This window comes from Microbacterium testaceum StLB037 (assembly GCF_000202635.1).
GTDB classification, from domain to species: domain Bacteria; phylum Actinomycetota; class Actinomycetes; order Actinomycetales; family Microbacteriaceae; genus Microbacterium; species Microbacterium testaceum_F.
Map to the genome: position 1 here is coordinate 2,238,381 of NC_015125.1, position 18,069 is coordinate 2,256,449.

Annotated in this window: 11 protein-coding genes; 4 read left to right on the top strand and 7 right to left on the bottom strand. The window is 70.8% G+C overall.

All coding sequences use genetic code 11. From position 1 onward, the window contains the following. The first annotated feature begins 96 nt into the window (after positions 1-96). Positions 97-1,113 (top strand): LacI family DNA-binding transcriptional regulator, encoded by a 1,017-nt coding sequence (locus MTES_RS10150; RefSeq protein ID WP_013585164.1) that lies wholly within the window; start codon positions 97-99, stop codon positions 1,111-1,113. Between the two features lie 45 nt (positions 1,114-1,158). Here MTES_RS10150 and MTES_RS10155 read toward each other — a convergent pair whose 3' ends face one another. Beyond that, the gene (locus tag MTES_RS10155; RefSeq protein ID WP_013585165.1) at positions 1,159-2,190 is read right to left on the bottom strand and encodes a LacI family DNA-binding transcriptional regulator; all 1,032 of its coding nucleotides are present in this window, start codon (positions 2,188-2,190) and stop codon (positions 1,159-1,161) included. A 107-nt stretch (positions 2,191-2,297) separates the two neighbouring features. Between MTES_RS10155 and MTES_RS10160 the strand changes: the two genes are divergently transcribed. Further along, positions 2,298-4,448, top strand: a complete 2,151-nt coding sequence (locus MTES_RS10160) for an alpha-galactosidase (protein ID WP_013585166.1) — start codon at positions 2,298-2,300, stop codon at positions 4,446-4,448. 31 nt (positions 4,449-4,479) lie between these two features. On the opposite strand, the gene MTES_RS10165 is transcribed toward MTES_RS10160, so the two are convergent. From MTES_RS10165 to MTES_RS10190, 6 genes are all read right to left on the bottom strand, one after another. Continuing rightward, complete coding sequence (locus MTES_RS10165) at positions 4,480-6,108, bottom strand: sensor histidine kinase (protein WP_013585167.1); 1,629 nt, start codon at positions 6,106-6,108, stop codon at positions 4,480-4,482. 164 nt (positions 6,109-6,272) lie between these two features. Then, positions 6,273-7,997 (bottom strand): glycoside hydrolase family 35 protein, encoded by a 1,725-nt coding sequence (locus MTES_RS10170; protein WP_013585168.1) that lies wholly within the window; start codon positions 7,995-7,997, stop codon positions 6,273-6,275. 20 nt (positions 7,998-8,017) lie between these two features. Beyond that, positions 8,018-9,538, bottom strand: coding sequence for an alpha-N-arabinofuranosidase (locus MTES_RS10175; protein ID WP_013585169.1), 1,521 nt, complete (start codon positions 9,536-9,538; stop codon positions 8,018-8,020). 75 nt (positions 9,539-9,613) lie between these two features. Further along, entirely contained in the window at positions 9,614-10,969 is a 1,356-nt protein-coding gene (locus MTES_RS10180; protein ID WP_013585170.1) for an ABC transporter substrate-binding protein, read from the bottom strand. A gap of 82 nt (positions 10,970-11,051) precedes the next feature. Beyond that, complete coding sequence (locus tag MTES_RS10185) at positions 11,052-11,861, bottom strand: carbohydrate ABC transporter permease (protein WP_050901858.1); 810 nt, start codon at positions 11,859-11,861, stop codon at positions 11,052-11,054. 113 nt (positions 11,862-11,974) lie between these two features. Continuing rightward, complete coding sequence (locus MTES_RS10190; protein WP_013585172.1) at positions 11,975-12,898, bottom strand: carbohydrate ABC transporter permease; 924 nt, start codon at positions 12,896-12,898, stop codon at positions 11,975-11,977. A gap of 172 nt (positions 12,899-13,070) precedes the next feature. On the opposite strand from MTES_RS10190, the gene MTES_RS10195 reads away from it, so the two are divergent. Next, positions 13,071-14,054: a LacI family DNA-binding transcriptional regulator gene (locus tag MTES_RS10195; protein WP_013585173.1), complete on the top strand. Its 984-nt coding sequence runs from the start codon at positions 13,071-13,073 to the stop codon at positions 14,052-14,054. A gap of 459 nt (positions 14,055-14,513) precedes the next feature. Further along, positions 14,514-18,038: a glycoside hydrolase gene (locus tag MTES_RS18865; RefSeq protein WP_013585174.1), complete on the top strand. Its 3,525-nt coding sequence runs from the start codon at positions 14,514-14,516 to the stop codon at positions 18,036-18,038. Positions 18,039-18,069 lie beyond the last annotated feature (31 nt).

Genomic DNA, 18,069 nt, shown 5'->3' on the forward strand with positions numbered 1-18,069 from the left:
GGCCGACGGAAATGCGGTCTGTAAATGTGTGAACGTGCACATAGTGGCATCCCGGACCCGCCGCGTCAACTCGGACCGCCCGATAGGCTTGCGCTCATGACGCCTCCTCCGCCTGGGCGCCGGCGCAGCACGGTGCACGATGTGGCCAAGGTCGCGGGGGTGTCGCGCGGAACCGTGAGCCGTGTGCTCAACGGCGGCTACGTCTCCGAACAGGCCCGCGAGGCGATCCAGACCGCGATCCGCGAGGTGGGTTACGTGCCCAACACGGCGGCGCGCAACCTCGTCCGCCAGCGCACCCAGGCGGTCGGCTTCATCGTGCACGAACCGCACTCGCTGTTCCTCGAGGATCCCAACATCGGCGGGATCATGCTCGGGGCGAACACCGCGCTGTCCAACGCCGACTACCAGATGGTGTGCGTGGTCGTCGACACCGAGCGCGACACCGACCGGGTGGCCCGCTACCTCAGCGGCGGCTTCGTCGACGGCGCCGTGATCGTCTCGGCCCGCCATCACGATCCGATCACCGACGTGGTCGAGCGCCTCGGACTCCCCGTCGCCTACGTCGGTCACCCGCCCGGCATCAATCGCCCCTGGGTCGGCATCGACAATCACGGCGCGGCGCGCGCCCTCACGCAGCGCCTGCGCGAGACTGGTCGCCGCCGTATCGGCATGATCGCCGCCGCCCTCGACCGCGACTCGGGCAGCGACCGCCTCGCCGGCTTCCGCGACGCCCTCGGTGACGATTTCGACGAGAACCTGGTGGAGTCGGTTCCGCTCTACGCCTACGCCGACGGCGAGGCCGGGATGCGTCGCCTTCTCGAGCGAGCGCCCAACATCGACGCCGTCTTCGGAGCATCGGATGCCGTCGCAGCCGGCGCTCTGCAGGCTCTGCGCGCGGCCGGACGGCGTGTGCCCGACGACGTCGGCGTCGTCGGCTTCGACGACAGCGCATGGGCCTCGCGGACCGATCCGCAGCTGAGCACGGTGGACCAGCCGGCCGAGGGGCTGGGGGCGGCTGCCGCAGAAGCCGTGCTGCTGCAGCTCTCGGGCGGGATCGCCGAGGCCGACGGCATCCTGCTGGACGCGCCCATCGTCTGGCGCGCGTCCGCCTGAGCGCCGTCGCGGGGAGTCGCCGACCCCGGCGACCACCGTGCGCGGTCAGGCGCTCTCCGCCACCACCAGCCGTGTCGCGAAGATCTCACCGGATGCCGCGTCGTCGGTGCCGTCGATCCTCCCGAGCAGGCGGCGCACTACGCGGTCGGCGATCGCGGGCACGGGAATCTCGACCGTCGTGAGGTGCGGGCGGGCGAGGGTGGCGAGCGCGCCCCCGTCGAATCCCGTCACCGCGAGCTCGGATCCCACGGCGATGCCGTGGCGGCGGGCGACGTCGACGGTGAGGAGGGCGAGGGAATCGCTCGCCGTGACGAGGGCATCGGGACGGATCTCCGCCCCCGCGAACACCGCGTCGAGACGGTCCCGGAGCTGCGCGACGGATCCGGTCAGGCGCCAGGGGGCGGGCAGTGAGAGTCCGTGCCGCTCGAGGGCGTCGACGAAGCCGCGCTCGCGCTCGCGGATCCAGGGCACGTCGCTGTCGTGCCCCACGTACGCGATGCGCGAGCGACCGGCGGCGATCACGTGATCCACCGCCGAGGCGATGGCCGCGGCGTTGTCGATGTCGACCCACGCCTGGGCCTGTGCGGGGAGTGTCCGCCCCATGAGGGCGTACGGGATGCCGAGTTCCTCGAGGATCGCGACGCGCGGATCGCCGGGAGCGCTGTTGGCGAGGACGAATCCGTCCGTCTCTCCGCGCCCCGCGTCGGCGCGGAACGCCCCCTCGACGTGGACGTCGTGCGTGTAGACGAGCACGCGCTGATCGAGTTGCGCGGCCGTGGAGAGCACGGCATCCAGGAACGCCAGGGTGAAGGGGTTCCGCGGGTCGAGGTCGCTCCGCGACATGCTGAACCCCACGCGGCGGGAGCGGCCCGTGCGCAGGTGGCGCCCGGCCGGGTCGGGGATGTAGCCGGTGCTGCGGACCGCTGCCAGGACGCGCTCGCGGGTTTCGGGCGTGAAGCCGGGGCGCTCGTTGAGGACGTTGGACACCGTCTGAGCGGACACGCCCGCGGCCCGCGCGACGTCGACGATGCGCGGGCGGGAGCCGCCGCGCCGGTGCGGGGGGAGTGCGTCGGACATCGCGGTTGACAACCTCTCGTGGGGGTTTCAGGATAGAGCGGTTGATCGTTAAAGCGATCGTTAAAGCGGGATGCGCGTCGCCGCTCCCTCGACCCGGGACGAGTTCCATGACCATGACCACCGCCGCCGGCCCGCGGGCCGTCCATGTCCGTCGCGGGGGCACCAGCCTCATCGTCCGGCTCGACGACGACGCCCTGCCCACGATCCTGCACTGGGGTCCCGAGGTCCCGGCGGGCGACGAGGACGAACTGCTCGTCGCGACGGCAGGACCGGTCGGAGACTCGCTCGTGCAGGCGCAGCCGCAGGTGGGCGTTCTCCCGTTACACAGTCGAGGCTGGCTCGGGCATCCGGGACTCCGGGGGAGTCGCGCCGGCCGCGCCTGGTCCTTCGACCCGAGCACGGTCACCCACGACGTCGGTGACACCCCCGGCGAACCCGCACGTCTCGTGAGCGTGGCCGTCGACGAGGTCGACCGCCTCGAGGTCACCACCGAGCTGCTCCTCGAGCCGTCGGGTCTCGTGCGCGTGCGGGCCGGGGTGCGCAACCTCGGCGACGCCGACTACGAGCTCACGGTGCTGGAGCCCGCGCTCCCCGTACCCGCCGTCGCCGACGAGATCCTCGACATGACCGGGCGTCACGCCCACGAACGCCACCCGCAGCGGGGAGCGTTCCGACAGGGGCGCTGGACGCGCGAGGCCTGGGGAGGGCGCCCCGGGCACGACTCGGCCACCGTCCTGTGCGCCGGCGAGACCGGCTTCGGCTTCCGGCGCGGGCTCGTCTGGGGAGTTCACCTCGCCTGGTCGGGGAACGGGGCGGTGTCGGCGGAGCGGACCGCGACCGGCTGGCGGATGCTGAGCGGCGGCGAGAAGCCGCTTCCCGGCGAGATCGTCCTCGCGCCGGGCGAGAGTCACGAATCCCCGTGGCTGATGGGGTCGTGGGGGCGCGGGCTCGACGCGCTCTCCCACCGCTTCCACGAGTATCTGCGCGCGCGCCCGTCGCACCCGCGCGTCGAGCGTCCGATCATCCTCAACACGTGGGAGGCGGTGTACTTCGAGCACGACCTCGCGCGGTTGCGCGACCTCGCCGATCGCGCGGCCGAGCTCGGTGTGGAGCGCTTCGTCCTCGACGACGGCTGGTTCACCGGGCGCCGCGACGACACGGCGGGACTCGGCGACTGGCAGGTCGACGCCGATGTCTGGCCGGACGGGCTCGGCCCGCTGGCGGATCACGTGCACGGCCTCGGCATGCAGTTCGGTCTGTGGTTCGAGCCCGAGATGGTCAACCTCGATTCGCACCTCGCCCGACGGCATCCGGAATGGGTCCTGCAGAGCTCGCACGGGCCCGGGTTGCCCTCTCGCAACCAGCACGTGCTCGACCTCGGTCGCGAGGAGGCGTTCGCGTACGTCCTCGACGCGATGTCGACCGTCATCGAGCGCCACCGGATCGACTACCTGAAGTGGGACCACAACCGTCCCCTCGTGGACGCGGGTCACGGCCCGGATCACACGCCCGGGGTCCACGCGCAGACGCTCGCGGCGTATCGCCTGATGGACGAGCTCAAGCGCCGCCACCCGGGGCTGGAGATCGAGTCGTGCTCGGCCGGGGGCGGGCGTATCGACCTGGGTGTCATGCAGCACGCCGACCGCGTCTGGGTGTCGGACTGCATCGACGCGCACGAGCGACAGCGCCTGCAGCGCTGGAGCTCGCTCCTGCTCCCGCCGGAGCTGCTCGGCACGCACGTGGGTGCCGACCGCGACCACACGACCGGGCGGGTGCTCGACCTCGACTTCCGTGCCGGCACGGCCCTGTTCGGGCACTTCGGCGTGGAATGGGACCTCGCGAAGGCGGACCCCGCCCAGCTCGCGCAGCTGCGGCGCTGGATCGAGCTGCACAAGGAGCTCCGCCCGCTCCTGCACCACGGTACGGTCGTCCACGCCGACGGCACGAACCCGGCGGTCGAGGTCGAGGGCGTCGTGGCACACGACGGCAGCGACGCCCTGTACCGGATGAGCACCGTCGACCACTCGGCGCAGTGGCCGCTCGGTCGCATCACGCTCCCGGGCCTCGATCCCGAGCGTCGCTATCGCGTGACGGTGCAGGAGCCCTCGGCGCCGGACAGCACGCGGCATCCTGTGCCCGCCTGGATGGCCGCGGGGGTGACCCTCACCGGCGCGAGCCTCGAGACGATCGGCGTGGCCACACCCCTGACCGACGTCGACCGGCTCATCCTCCTCCGCGCCCGCGCCGTCGACGCCTGACCCCTCCGCCTCGCGCGTCGCCCCGCGCCCGCTATCCCGCGGGCAGATCCAGCGTCACGGTCGTCCGCTCGTCGGGCACACTGTCGATGCGGACCGTCCCGCCGTGCGCGACGGCGATCGCGCGGACGTTCGTGAGTCCGAGCCCGAAGCCCTGGATCTCGCCCGTGCGCGCGAGCGACCCGCGGTAGAACCGCTCGAAGGCCCGGCGCTGCTCGGTCCGCGCGAGTCCCGGGCCGGAGTTGGTCACCGCCAGGACGGCGCGACCGTCGCGGACGCCGTACGACACGGTGATGGGGGCGGACGGGATGCCGAACTTCACGGCGTTCGTGAGCAGCTCCGCGACCGCGACGACGACCTGGGCGCGGTCGAGGCGCGCCGGGGTCGGACCGGTGGCGGCGGTGTCGATGGTGTGTCCGCGGGCCTCGGCGAGCGCCCCGGCTTCGGCGACGGCGGCGCCGACGACGTCACCGAGGTCCACGTCCTCCCGACGCAACGTCTTCTCACTCTCGCTCGCGGCGAAGAGGTCGCGCACCCGGCGCGAGAGATCGGCCGTCCGCCGGGTGACGACGTCGATGTGGCGCCGCAGGCGAGTGTTCTCCGGGTCGACCTCCTCCTCGATGAGATCGAGGAACCCGGTGATGCTCGTCAGGGGCGTGCGGAGCTCGTGAGAGACGGTCCGCAGGAACTGCTCTCGCAGCTCGATCGCTTCCGCGAGCACCGTGGTGTCGTAGATGACGACCACGGTCCCTCGCACGGCTCCGTCGGGTCGGTGGACGCGGCCCGACGAGGCCAGCACGGCGACGGCGGCTTCCTCGGGGCCCCACCATTCGAACCGGTCGCTGACCGCCTCCCCCGCCAGCGCGCGGGGGATGACCTGCTCGTTCGCGGGCACGACCGTGGAGCGGTCGGCGCTGAAGACGGTTCGCCCCGCCATCGGCGGCTCATCGAGGCGGAATCCCCCGAGTTCCGCGAAGTGGTGCGCCCGCTCGTTGGCCACCTCCAGGTGCCCCTCCGCGTCGTAGAACACGACCCCGGCGCTCACCGTGTCGACGATGCCGAGGGCGACCGCCTCGGTGTCGCGGGCATCCTCCAGCGCGTCCGCCTGGGCGCGGGCGGCCCGCATCACCTGTCGTGAACGACGCCGAAGCTGGCGGGCGGCGACGAACACGATGACGGCGACGCCCACGATGAACGTCGGCATGATCACGACGTTCGCCCATTCGGTCGGCGACGACGGCCAGGAGCCCACGTACGCGAAGCGGAACGACGTGATGAATCCCGCTCCGAACACCGCCGCGATGATCCCGTACCAGGGGAAGCCGTAGGCGAGCCACAGCACCGGGAACATCGCGAGCACCGAGACGGACGGGAACAGGGGCAGCAGTTCGGCGCGGATGAGCGCCACGGCCACGAAGTCGAGCCCCGCGATGAGCATCATCCACCCGCGCGGCAGCCGCTCCCAGGGCACCACGAGCGAGAGCACGCTCGCGACGATGGTCAGGAGGAAGCCCGCGATGACGACAGGCGCCGTCAGCGTCGCCGGTTCCGTGAGGCCCGCGATGCCGACCATGAAGACGACGGCGAGGAGGAACGGGAACTGCGCACGGAGGAAGACGCGCATGCGCCCGCGGGGGCTCGCCTCCATCTCGAACAACGGCATCGTTGCGTCCTTCCCCCGCGCGCTCGCGCCTCTCGACGGTACTTCACCCACCCAACCTCGGGGCGGGCTTGCGCCACGAGAACAGGGGATGCCACGAGGCCAGGGCGCTTCGCGAACGATTCCCCTGTCCCCACGGCATCCCCTGTTCTCGTGGCGGGATGCCGCTACTCCTCGAGTTGCCCCAGTGACGGCTCCGCGACGAAGCGTGCGACGGTCTCGCCCACCTGCTCGAGCTCGAGCACGACGATCTCGTTCGCGCCCGCGCGGGTCGCGGGGCCGGGGACGTACAGGGTGTTCTGCGGGGTGGTGCGCCAGTAGCGGCCCAGGAAGAACCCGTTGACGAACGCGTAGCCCTTGCCCCAGGCGGAGGTGTCGAGGAACAGGTCGGCCGGGGCGTCGAGGTCGAACGAGCCGCGGAACGCCGCGCGCCCGATCCCGTCGCCCCCGGCCCCGGTGACGGCCGTGACGTCGACGGGCGTCGACAGCCAGCCCGTCAGCGGGGAGCCGTTGAGCGTCACGGGGCCGATGAGCCCCTTCGCCTCGCCGAGCCGGTCGGCGTAGTTCACGCGGCCCTGGTCCTCGACGACCACGGTGAGCCGGGTGCCCGTGGGGATCGCGAGAGCGCGCTCGTTCAGCGAGCGCGACAGGCGCCCGACCGGCACGCCGTCCACCTCGATCCACGCGAGGTCGCGCACCTCCGCGGCGGCGAGCACGGCGCGGTCGTCGGGGAGCGCAGGCAGGTCGACGTCGTAGCGCACGAGGGCGCCGAGGTGCCCGAGCTGCTCGAACGTCCGCGGGGCGTCCGTGGGCTCGGCATCCTGTGCCGACGGCATCCAGTCGCCTTCGGCGGTCAGCGCCGCCTCGAACGCGGGCGCGGCCGGTCGCGCCGGCGGCACGTCGCCCGAGACCGGCGCGTACTTCGCGATGACCTCGCGGAACGCGTGGAACTTCGCCGTGGGGTGGCCGGATTCGTCGATCGGGGCGTCGTAGTCGTACGACGTGACGATCGGGTCGAAGCGGCCCTTGTCGTTCGCCCCGTTCGTCGTGCCGAAGTTCGTGCCGCCGTGCACCATGTAGATGTTGACGGACGCTCCGGCCGCGAGCAGCACGTCGAGATCGTGGGCGGATGCCGCGGGGTCTGTCGTGTGGTGGATGCTGCCCCACCAGTCGAACCACCCGTCCCAGAACTCGCTGCACATGAGCGGGCCGGTCGGCTGGTGCTCGCGCAGGGTCGCGAGGCGCTCCGCCGACCGCGAGCCGAACGAGCCGGTGAGGTGCAGCTCGGGCAGGCTCCCCGCCTCGAGCATCCACGGCATCGGCTGGTCGACGGTGGTCAGCGGCACGGTGATGCCGGCGTCCTTCGTCACCCGCACGAGCTCGCGCAGGTACTCCTTGTCGGAGCCGTACGCGCCGTACTCGTTCTCGATCTGCACGAGCACGACGTTGCCGCCGCGATCGATCTGACGGGGAGCGACGATCTCGTAGACGCGGCGCAGGTACTCCGACACGGCCTCGACGAACTGCGGTTCGGAACGACGGATGCCGATCCCCGGCGTCGAGGTCAGCCACACCGGCAGCCCCCCGTTGTGCCACTCCGCACAGATGTACGGGCCGGGGCGCACGATCGCGTGCAGTCCCTCGGCGGCGATGAGGTCGAGGAAGCGCCCGAGGTCGTTCCAGCCCGTGGCATCCCACTCCCCGCGAACGGGCTCGTGCGCGTTCCACGCGACGTAGGTCTCGATGGTGTTGAGCCCCATCGCCTTCGCGGTGCGGATGCGGTCGGCCCAGTGCTCGGGGTGGATGCGGAAGTAGTGCAGCGTGCCCGAGATGACCTGGTGCGGTCGCCCGTCGAGCAGGAAGTCGGTTTCGCCGATGGTGAAGGTCGTCACGGTGTCTTTCGGGTGGGGGGTCAGCCGGCCAGGCGAGCGCGTAGGCGCGCCCAGGCCAGGGCGGGGAGGGTGAAGCGCAGGATGCCGTCTTCGCCGACCCGCACATCGAGGGCGACGGGAGCGACGGGCTCGGCGCCCGCGGAGTTGGTGGTGTGCCGGTCGCCGCCCTCGGGGATGGTCACGACGATGGCTTCGATGCCCTCGACCACGCCGAGGTCGAGCTCGATCTCGGTCGACGCCTCGAGGTCTCGGTGGGCGAGGAAGACGGTGACGTCGCGTCCGTCGACGGTGGCGACGGTGTCGATCGCGTCGACGGCCCCGTGGCGCGCGGTCTCGATCGTGGCCCCCTCGACGCGGGGTTCGACGACACGACCGGATGCCGCTTCGGCGGTGAGCTTGAAGGGGTGGAACGTGCTCTGACGCCACGCCGCCCCGCCGCCCGGCTCGGTGCGGATGGGGGCGATGACGTTGACCAGCTGGGCGAGGTTCGCCATCGACACGCGGTCCGAGCGGCGGATCAGGGTGATGAGGAGCGAGCCGACGACGACGGCGTCGGTGACGGTGTAGTCGTCCTCGATCAGGCGCGGGGCGATCGGCCAGTCGCCGGTGAAGACGCGGGGCTTGTCGACCTCGTTCCAGCGGGTCTGGTTCCAGACGTTCCACTCGTCGACGCTGATGCCGATCGGGTGCCCGTCGGGGGTGGTGGCGCCGACCTCGTCGATGATGTCGGCGACCTCGCCGATGTAGCGGTCGAGGGCCGCGCCGCTGGCGAGGAAGCTCGCCGGGTCGGTCGGGTCTTCTTCGTAGTAGGCGTGGACCGAGATGTGGTCGACGAGGCCCGCCGTGTGGCGGAGCACCGTGCGCTCCCACTCGCCGAAGGTGGGCATCTCGTGGTTCGAGCTGCCGGCGGCGACGAGCTCGACGGTGGGGTCGATGAAGCGCATCATGCGGGCGGTCTCGGCGGCGAGGCGGCCGTACTCTTCGGCGGTCTTGTGGCCGATCTGCCAGGGCCCGTCCATCTCGTTACCCAGGCACCACAGCCGGATGCCGAAGGGGTCTTCGCGGCCGTTGTCGCGGCGGCGGTCGCTCAGCGCGGTGCCGGAGGGGTGGTTGGCGTACTCGAGCAGGTCGGCTGCCTCGGCGACGCCGCGCGTGCCGAGGTTGACCGCTTCCATGACCTCGAGGCCGGCGGCATCCGCCCAGTCGGCGAATTCGTGCAGACCCACCTGGTTGGTCTCGGTGCTGTGCCACGCGGCATCCAGGCGCGCCGGTCGTTCGTCGCGGGGACCTACCCCGTCCTCCCAGCGGTACCCCGACACGAAGTTGCCGCCGGGGTAACGAGCGACGGTGGCACCGAGCTCGCGCACCAGGGCGAGGACGTCACCGCGGAAGCCCGCGGCATCCGCCGTCTCGTGTCCGGGAGAGTGGATGCCGTCGTAGACGCACCGGCCCATGTGCTCGACGAACGTGCCGAACAGGCGGCGCGGGACGACCGCACCGAGGGCGTCTCGATCGACGACGATCCGGGTGGGGGAGGTCATGCGTTTCTCCTGGAGGGAAAGGAAGGGGGCGGGACCGCTCGCGAACGATGCGACCCGCCCCCCGGATGGTCGTGCTTACTTGTTGACCGAGAAGCCCTGCTCGTTGCCGTACTGCACGAGCTGGTCCTGCCAGGCGCTGAGGCCCTTGTTCAGGTCGCCCTTGGTCGAGTACGCCTGGCCGACGGTGTCGTTGAAGATGCTGTTCGCGTACACCTGGTAGGGCAGGTAGCTCCAGCCCTCGCGCACCTCGCTGGAGGCCTGCGTGAGGACCTCGTTGATCTTCTGACCACCGAAGTAGTCCGACGCCTTGTCGACGAAGGAGGGGTCGCTCAGCTGAGCGGTCGTGGACGGGAAGCCGCCGGACTCGGCGAAGATCTTCAGGCTCTCTTCGTCGTTGTTCAGCCACTTGAGGAAGCCCGCCGCCAGGGCCGGGTTCTTGCTCTGCTTCGTGACCGCCTGGCCACCGCCGCCGTTCTCGGCCGTGACGGCCTTGCCGTCGTAGGTCGGGATGGGAGCGACGGCCCACTTGCCGGCGCCGTCGGGAACCGAGGACTCGAGCACGCCCGGCATCCAGGCGCCGATCACGAGCGAGGCGATCGATCCGTCACCGAGGCCCTTGAACCACTCGTCGCTCCAGCTCGGGGTGTCCGAGATCAGGCCGCCCTCGATGAGACGGTTCCAGTTGTTCGCGAACTTCTTCGAGCCGTCGTCCTGCAGGTTGACGGTGACGTCGGTGCCCGACGTCGTGAACGGCGTGCCGCCGGCCTGCCAGATCATGCTGGTGGTGAAGCCCGCGTCGCCGGTGTCGGCGGTGATGTACTTCGTCGGGTCGGCCGCGTGCAGCTTCTGCGCCGCCGCGAGGTACTCGTCCCAGGTCTTCGGCACGCTGATGCCGTACTGGTCGAAGACCGCCTTGTTGTAGAAGAGGGCCATGGGGCCCGAGTCCTGCGGCAGGCCGTAGACCTTGCCGTCGAAGTCGACGGAGCCCCAGGTGCCGGGGCTGTAGTCGCCCTTGAGGTCGGAGAAGCCGTAGGGCGCGAGGTCGACGAGCGAGTCCGAGAGCGCGAACTGCGGGAAGGCGTAGTACTCGATCTGCACGACGTCGGGGGCGCCCGAGCCGGCCTTGATCGCGTTCTGCAGCTTCGCGTACTCGTCCTTGTTGGTGCCCGCGTTGACGTAGTTGACCTTGACCTTGGGGTACTTCGCCTCGAACGCCTTGACCTGGGCCTCGGCCGAGGGGGTCCAGGACCAGTACGTGATCTCGCCGCCGGCCTCGAGGGCCTTCTCGACGTCGTCGGCGCTGCCGCCGCCGGCCGCGCCGCCGTTGGTGCTGCCGCCCGAGCAGGCGGTGAGCGCGCCCGCGGCGAGCGCGGTCGCAGCCAGGGCGAAGACGGTCCGCCGAACGGCGGTGCCCTTGCGGATGAATGTCATTGGGGTTTCCTTCACTTCGTTGTTGTGGAGTGTTGTTGTGGATTCCGGTGCAGGACGCTCCGGGTGCGGGAGGGGGGACGCTTTACTGCTTCACGCTGCCGGCGCTGAGGCCGGACTGCCAGAAGCGTTGCAGCACGAGGAAGGCGGCCACGATCGGGATGATCGAGAGCACCGAGCCCGTGATGACGAGGTTGTAGATGGGCTGCGCGGCGACCCCGGTCGCCTGGGCGTTCCATTGGTTCAGGCCGACCGTGAGCGGGTACCACTGCGGGTCGCTCAGCATGATCAACGGCAGGAAGTAGTTGTTCCACGTCGCGACCACCGCGAACAGGAGCACGGTCACGATGCCGGGCGTCAGCAGGCGGATCGAGATCGTGAAGAAGGTGCGGAACTCACCGGCTCCGTCCATGCGGGCGGCTTCGAGCAGCTCGGTGGGAATGGCATCCGACGCGTACACCCAGATCAGGTAGAGCCCGAAGGGGCTGATGAGCGAGGGGATGATGATCGCCCACGGGGTGTTGGTGAGCCCGAGCTGGCTGAACAGCAGGAACGTCGGCACCGCGAGCGCCGTGCCGGGCACCGCGATCGCGCCGAGGACGACCGCGAACACGGCCTTGCGCCCGCGGAAGTTGTACTTCGCCAGACCGTAGCCCGCGAGGGTGGCCAGCAGAGTCGCTCCGCCCGCGCCCACGACGACGTACAGCAGGGTGTTGCCGAGCCACCGGACGAAGATGCCGTCGCGGTAGGTGAGCGTCTCGGCGATGTTGTCGAACAGCGCGAAGCTGTTGCCGGGTCCGAGGCCGAAGGTCGTGAACAGGTCGGCCTGGGTCTTGGTGGCGTTGATGAGGAGCCAGAACAGCGGGACGAGCGTATACAGCAGGTACAGGCCCATGACGATGCTCAGGACGAGCGACTTCTTGCTGTTCGTGGGGGAGCGGCGAGCGAGTCGCGGACCGCGGGGGGTGGTCACGGCGACGGTGTCGGTACGGGGTGCGGTCGCGGTGGTCATCGCGCCTCCTGACGAGAGCCGCGCAGCTGCACGACATAGGCGATGACGGCGGTGATGACGCCCATGATGATGGCGATCGTAGCCGCGTAGTTGTACTGCTGGCCGGCGAACGAGAGGTTGTACGCGTACATGTTCGGCGTGAAGAACGTCGAGATGACGTTCGGAGCCAGCGGCTTGAGGATGTTCGGCTCGTTGAAGAGCTGGAAGCTGCCGATGATCGAGAAGATCGTGGCGATCACCACGGCTCCCCGGACGGCGGGGATCTTGATCGAGAAGATCGTGCGCCACGCGCCGGCTCCGTCAATGGATGCCGCCTCGTACAGCTCGCCGGGAATGGTCTTGAGCGACGAGTAGAAGATCAGCATGTTGTAGCCGACGAACTGCCACGTGACGATGTTGCCGATCGACAGCAGCATCCATTCGGGCAGGAAGGGCTGGACGAACTGTCCGCCCAGCAGGTCGTTGAGGTTGCGGGTCAGGCCGAACTGGTCGCCGTAGATGTAGCCCCACATGAGCACGGCCACGACGGCGGGCACCGCGTACGGCAGGAAGATCACGATCCGGTAGAAGCCCGCCGCGTGCAGACGGGCGCTGTCGATCGCGAGGGCGGCCGCGAGGGCGAGGATCAGCATGATCGGCACCTGCACGACGAGGAAGATCCCGACGCGGCCGAAGCCGTCCCAGAACTTCTCGTCGCCGAACGCGGTGATGTAGTTGGCGAAGCCGACGAAGGCGTTGCCGCCGATGAGCTGGTCGCGGAACAGGCTGAGGTAGACCGAGTAGGCCAGTGGTGCGAGGAACACCAGCGCGAAGACCAGGGCGAACGGGGCGACGAACAGCCAGCCGCGATCGTCGATCCGGGAACGGCGTTTGCGTCGCGGGGGGCGCAGAGCAGGCGGGGGTGCCGCGGTGGTCGTCATCGTCCAGAGCCTCTTCGTTGGTGCGCATCCGGTCCGGGTGGCCGAGATGTTGACGTAAACATAACTCTGTCGCGCTAGTGTGTCAACGTCAACATTCCAGGGGGTAGGCATGGGCGAGACGACGACGACGTCGACCGCGAGCTGGGTGCGCGGGCGCCGGCGGGAAGTGTCGATGGCTGACGTCGCCGCGGCTGCCGGTGTCTCGGGCCAAACGGTGTCACGCGTGGCCAACGGCCGGACCAATGTCGACCCCGACACGCGTCAGCGGGTCCTCGACGCGATGGCCTCGCTCGGGTACCGCCCGAACAGCGCCGCGCGCGCTCTGCGTTCGGGGCGCTTCCGCAGCATCGGCGTGATCATGTTCTCGCTGAGCTCGTACGGAAACACGCGCACCCTCGATGCCCTGGCGTCGATCGCCGCGGCATCCGGATACTCGATCACCCTCATCACCGTGCAGTCCGCCTCGCAGTCCGATGTCTCCGGCGCGTTCCTACGCCTGCGCGAGCACGCGGTCGACGGCATCGTGATCCTCATCGAGACGCACCGCCTGGGCGAGAACGAGCTGTCGCTGCCCACCGGACTCCCCGTCGTGGTGGTCGACTCGAGCGCGGACTACCCCTACGCCGTGGTCGACAACGACCAGGCGCAGGGCGCGCGGCTGGCGACCGAGCACCTGCTGGACCTCGGGCACGAGACGGTGTGGCACGTGTCGGGTCCGCGCGAGTCGTTCGCCGCGGAACGCCGGAGCGCGGCGTGGCGAGCGGCCCTGGAGGACCGCGGATGCCGCGTGCCCGAGGTGCAGATCGGTGACTGGACGGCCGAGTCGGGGCACGCCATCGGGGTGGACCTCGCGCAGGACGCCCAGGTCACGGCGGTCTTCGCCGCCAACGACCAGATGGCGCTCGGCGTGATCCGGGCGCTGCACGAGGCCGGGCGTGCGGTGCCCGGCGACGTGAGCGTCGTCGGCTTCGATGACATGCCGGAGTCGTCGAACTTCTGGCCGCCCCTCACGACCGTCCGCCAGCGCTTCGAGCGCGTCGGCGAAGAGGCGATGAGCGCCCTGATCGCCGACATCGAGGGCACCGGCGGCGAGCACGCGCGCACTCTCGTCCCGACGTCGCTCGTGGTGCGCGCGAGCTCCGGCCCGCGCGGCTGAGGCTGTACGCCGCGTCCGCCGCGGGGCTGCCTCTCGCCCTCCGTTCGTGAGCTCCTCCGTCCGGGAGGCGCTGCTCCCGACGCTGTGCTTCCGGGAGGCGCTGCCCCGGGCGCCGTCCTTCCGGGAGGCGCTGCCCCGGGCGCCGTGCGCGCCGGTGGTCGTGGTGAGCGGAGGGTCTGTGGCGGGTGGAGGCCCTGCGGGGCGGATTCGTCCTCCCTCCGTCCCTGACCCTCCGCCCGTCACGCGGTGCCTCCCTCCGCCCGTCGCACGGTGCCTCGCTCCCGCCCGCCACGCGGTGCCTCGCTCCCGCCCGCCACGCGGTGCCTCGCTCCCGCCCGTCACGCGGCGGAACCGTTGCGCGCGACCCGCGGCTCGGCTTAGGCTCGCTGTTGACGTCAACATGTTGACGTCAACATCCCCCCACAGGCCGCACCGACGCGGCCGGAAACGGAAACGACGATGACGTCTCGAGTCCTTTCTTTCACGTGCGCCGCGGCTCTGGTCGCCGGTGCCCTGACCGCCGGAGCGGCCGCCGCGCCGCCGCCGGCGAGAGCGGCCGACGACCCGTCGGCCGTGCGCATCACCCCCAATCCCGCCTCGGCCACCGAGGCTTTCGAGGGGTGGGGTACGAGCCTGGTGTGGTTCGCCAACGCCACCGGCAACTACCCCGCGGACGTGCGGCAGAAACTCTTCGACGCCTTGTTCGGCGACGAGGGGCTGAACCTCAACATCGCGCGCTACAACGTCGGCGGCGGAAACGCGACCGACGTGCCGCCGTACCTGCGCGCGGGCGGCGCGGTGCCCGGGTTCTGGAACCCGGACCTTCCGGCGACGGATGCCGAGGGCGAGATCACCTCGACCTACGCCGACCGCGACCGCTACCGCGACGCGTGGAACCCCGATGACCCGACGCACTACGACTTCGACGCCGACTCCGCCCAGCGCTGGTGGCTCGACGCCTTGAAGGACAAGGTCACGCACTGGGAGGCTTTCAGCAACTCCCCGCCCTACTTCCTCACCGACAGCGGCTTCGTCTCCGGCGGCATCAACGACGCCACCAGCGAGCAGCTCCGCTCGGCCGACATGGACAAGTTCGCCGGGTACCTGGTGACCGTCGTCGACGAGCTCGAGAAGGCCTATGGCATCCGGTTCGACACGATCGATCCCTTCAACGAGCCCAACACGAACTACTGGCAGACGCAGATTCCCGAGGGGGCGACCTGGCCCACGGGCGGTCGTCAGGAGGGCGCTCACATCGGGCCGGAGCGGCAGGACGAGATGATCCAGGCGCTCGCGGATCGGCTCGGGCGCGACGGAACGACGACGGATGCCGTGATCTCGGCGATGGACGAGACGAACCCGGGCATCTTCGCGCGCAACTGGGACACCTGGTCGGACGCATCGAAGGACGCCGTCGACCAGCTCAACGTGCACACGTACGGCACGGGCGGGCGTCCGGTCGTGCGCGATATCGCCAAGGCATCGGACAAGCCGCTGTGGATGAGCGAGGTCGAGGGCAACTGGACCGACACGAGCCGCGGCTTCGTCACGAACGACATCGAGAACGGTCTCGGCATGGCCTCCCACATCGTGGGCGACCTGCGCGAGCTCGAGCCCGAGGCGTGGGTGTTCTGGCAGCCGGTCGAAGACCTCTACAACATGGAGAAGGTCGAGAAGCTCAACTGGGGCAGCGTCTTCATCGACTTCGACTGCAACGCCGAGGGGCTCTCGGAGCGTCGCATCGCCGACGGCGACGCCGACCCGAGCTGCCAGGTGCTGACGAACGAGAAGTTCAACACCGTGCGCAACTTCACGCACTACATCCAGCCGGGCGATCGGCTCATGGCGACGGACGACACGAATTCCACCGCGGCGATCGACGCCGACGGCCAGGGAGCGTCGATCGTGCACGTCAACGCCGACGACGCCGAGCAGGTCGTCGACCTCGACCTCAGCCGCTTCGGCGAGATCGCGCCGGGCGCCACGGTCACCCCGATCGTGACGACGCAGTCCACCGCCGAGGAGCCGACCGTGAACGCGTTGCGCGCCGGTGACGCGGTCGCCGTGGATGCGGCATCCGGAATCGCCCGGCTCACGATCCCCGCGAAGTCGGTCGTGACGTTCGAGGTCGACGGCGTCTCGGGTGTCGCCGACGACGCGCCCGCCTTCCGCGACGGCCAGACCGTGCAGCTCGTCGGGGTGCAGAGCGGACTCGCCCTCCACGGCGACGACGACCTCACGATCGAGACGGATGCCACCACGCCCGAGGCCGCTCGTGCCCAGGGCTGGACCGTGCGGACGATCGACGGTGCCGGGACCAACCGCCACCGCTTCACGCTGGAGAACGGCGACGGGGCGTTCCTCGGCTCGCGCGACGGCGCCACGGCGCTGATCGACACCGACGCCGCGACGGCCGCGGCCGACCCCGCGACGCAGTGGATGGGCTCGACCCTCGACGGCACCACCTACTCGGTGCTCAACGTCGCGGCGGAGCGGGTTCTCGACGTCGACGGCGCGAGCAGCGATGCCGGGACGGCCGTGGGGCTGTGGACCTCCAACGGCGCGGGCAACCAGACCTGGCGACTCGTGAGCACGACCGCCGTGGGAAGCGACCCGGTCTCGGCCGCGACGCCCGTGGGGACGGCTCCCGAGCTGCCCGAGACCGTGACCGTCCGCTACGCGGGCAACGTGGGCCGCTCGGCTCCCGTCACCTGGAACACCGAGGGGCTCGACTTCGGCACCGCGGGGACCGTCACGGTTCCCGGAACGGCGGCGGACGTCTTCGGGGCCTCCGTCGAGGCGCGTGCCGAGGTCGAGGTGGGCGCGTTCACGGCGACCCGTCCGCGTTCGGTGACCGTGGTCGCCGGGAGTGCTCTCGCCGCCGTGCAGGCTCAGGCCGACGACACGGTGCTCGCCGAGCTGCGCCCGTCGGGGTCCGGCTACGCGGTGCCCGTCACGTGGGACTGGACGGGCGTGGAGGCCGCCGCGTTCGCGGCGCCCGGCACCGTCGAGGTCGCGGGCACGACGGAGGACGGTCTCGACGCGCGGCTCACGGTCATCGTGACCGCCGCGGTCGAGCGCAACGTCGCTCCCGAGAGCACGCCCTCGGCGACCTACACGGAGGGCGGTTACGGCGTCGAACGCACGATCAACGGCGACACCACCGACAAGGGCTGGTCGAACTGGCGATCGGATGCCAAGAACCCGTCCGACACGCTCAGCTACGCGCTCGCCGCGGAGGAGACCGTGCGCGGCGTCGCCGTGCAGTTCTACCGCGACGGCGGGCCCAGCTGGGCCGACACCCTGCGCGTGGATCACCGTTCGGGTGACGGCGCGTGGGTCGAGGGCGAGCCGGTCGCGGTTCCCGTGCCCGAGCAGGGAGCTCCGCGGGTCGAGGTGCCGGTCGACGGTGCCCGGGCCGACGAGGTGCGGGTCGTGCTGACGGCCCGCGAGGACCAGCACATGATCGTGTCGGAGGTCGAGATCCTCGCCGACGCGGCGGGACCGTCGGGGGTCGCCGACCTCGCGCGACTGACGGTGGGGGACGACCCGGTCGCGGGCTTCGACGCCGCGACCACGGCGTACGCCGTGACGGTCGAGGGTGACACGCTGCCGCAGCTGTTCGCCCTCGCGGTCGACGAGGACGCCGTCGTGCAGATCACCCAGCCCCAGGATGCCGCGGGCACGGGCACCGTTCAGGTCACGGCCGCCGATGGGTCGGTGCGCACCTACACGGTCGCGGTGACGTTGGCGGCGCCGGGCGAACCGTCCGAGCCCGGGCAGCCGGGGGAGCCGGGGGAGCCCGGCACGCCCGGCCCGCCGTCCGGAGGAGACTCCGACCCCGGTCAGCACCACGGGCGTGACGACCTGGCATCCACGGGTCAGGACACCACGGGAACGGCCGTCACGGTCGGCGCGGCGCTGCTGCTGCTCGCGCTCGGTGCGGGGACGCTGCTGGTGCGGCGCCGTCGGTCGCGCGCGTGAGATCGGGTGCGGCCCGCCGCGGCGGGCCGCA

Excerpts from the sequence above, each read along its gene's own strand:
- MTES_RS10180 (WP_013585170.1), bottom strand. The coding sequence starts at position 10,969 with ATGACATTCATCCGCAAGGGCACCGCCGTTCGGCGGACCGTCTTCGCC.
- MTES_RS10160 (WP_013585166.1), top strand. The coding sequence starts at position 2,298 with ATGACCATGACCACCGCCGCCGGCCCGCGGGCCGTCCATGTCCGTCGC.
- MTES_RS18865 (WP_013585174.1), top strand. The coding sequence starts at position 14,514 with ATGACGTCTCGAGTCCTTTCTTTCACGTGCGCCGCGGCTCTGGTCGCC.
- MTES_RS10190 (WP_013585172.1), bottom strand. The coding sequence starts at position 12,898 with ATGACGACCACCGCGGCACCCCCGCCTGCTCTGCGCCCCCCGCGACGC.
- MTES_RS10165 (WP_013585167.1), bottom strand. The coding sequence starts at position 6,108 with ATGCCGTTGTTCGAGATGGAGGCGAGCCCCCGCGGGCGCATGCGCGTC.
- MTES_RS10175 (WP_013585169.1), bottom strand. The coding sequence starts at position 9,538 with ATGACCTCCCCCACCCGGATCGTCGTCGATCGAGACGCCCTCGGTGCG.
- MTES_RS10155 (WP_013585165.1), bottom strand. The coding sequence starts at position 2,190 with ATGTCCGACGCACTCCCCCCGCACCGGCGCGGCGGCTCCCGCCCGCGC.
- MTES_RS10185 (WP_050901858.1), bottom strand. The coding sequence starts at position 11,861 with ATGGGCCTGTACCTGCTGTATACGCTCGTCCCGCTGTTCTGGCTCCTC.
- MTES_RS10195 (WP_013585173.1), top strand. The coding sequence starts at position 13,071 with ATGGCTGACGTCGCCGCGGCTGCCGGTGTCTCGGGCCAAACGGTGTCA.
- MTES_RS10150 (WP_013585164.1), top strand. The coding sequence starts at position 97 with ATGACGCCTCCTCCGCCTGGGCGCCGGCGCAGCACGGTGCACGATGTG.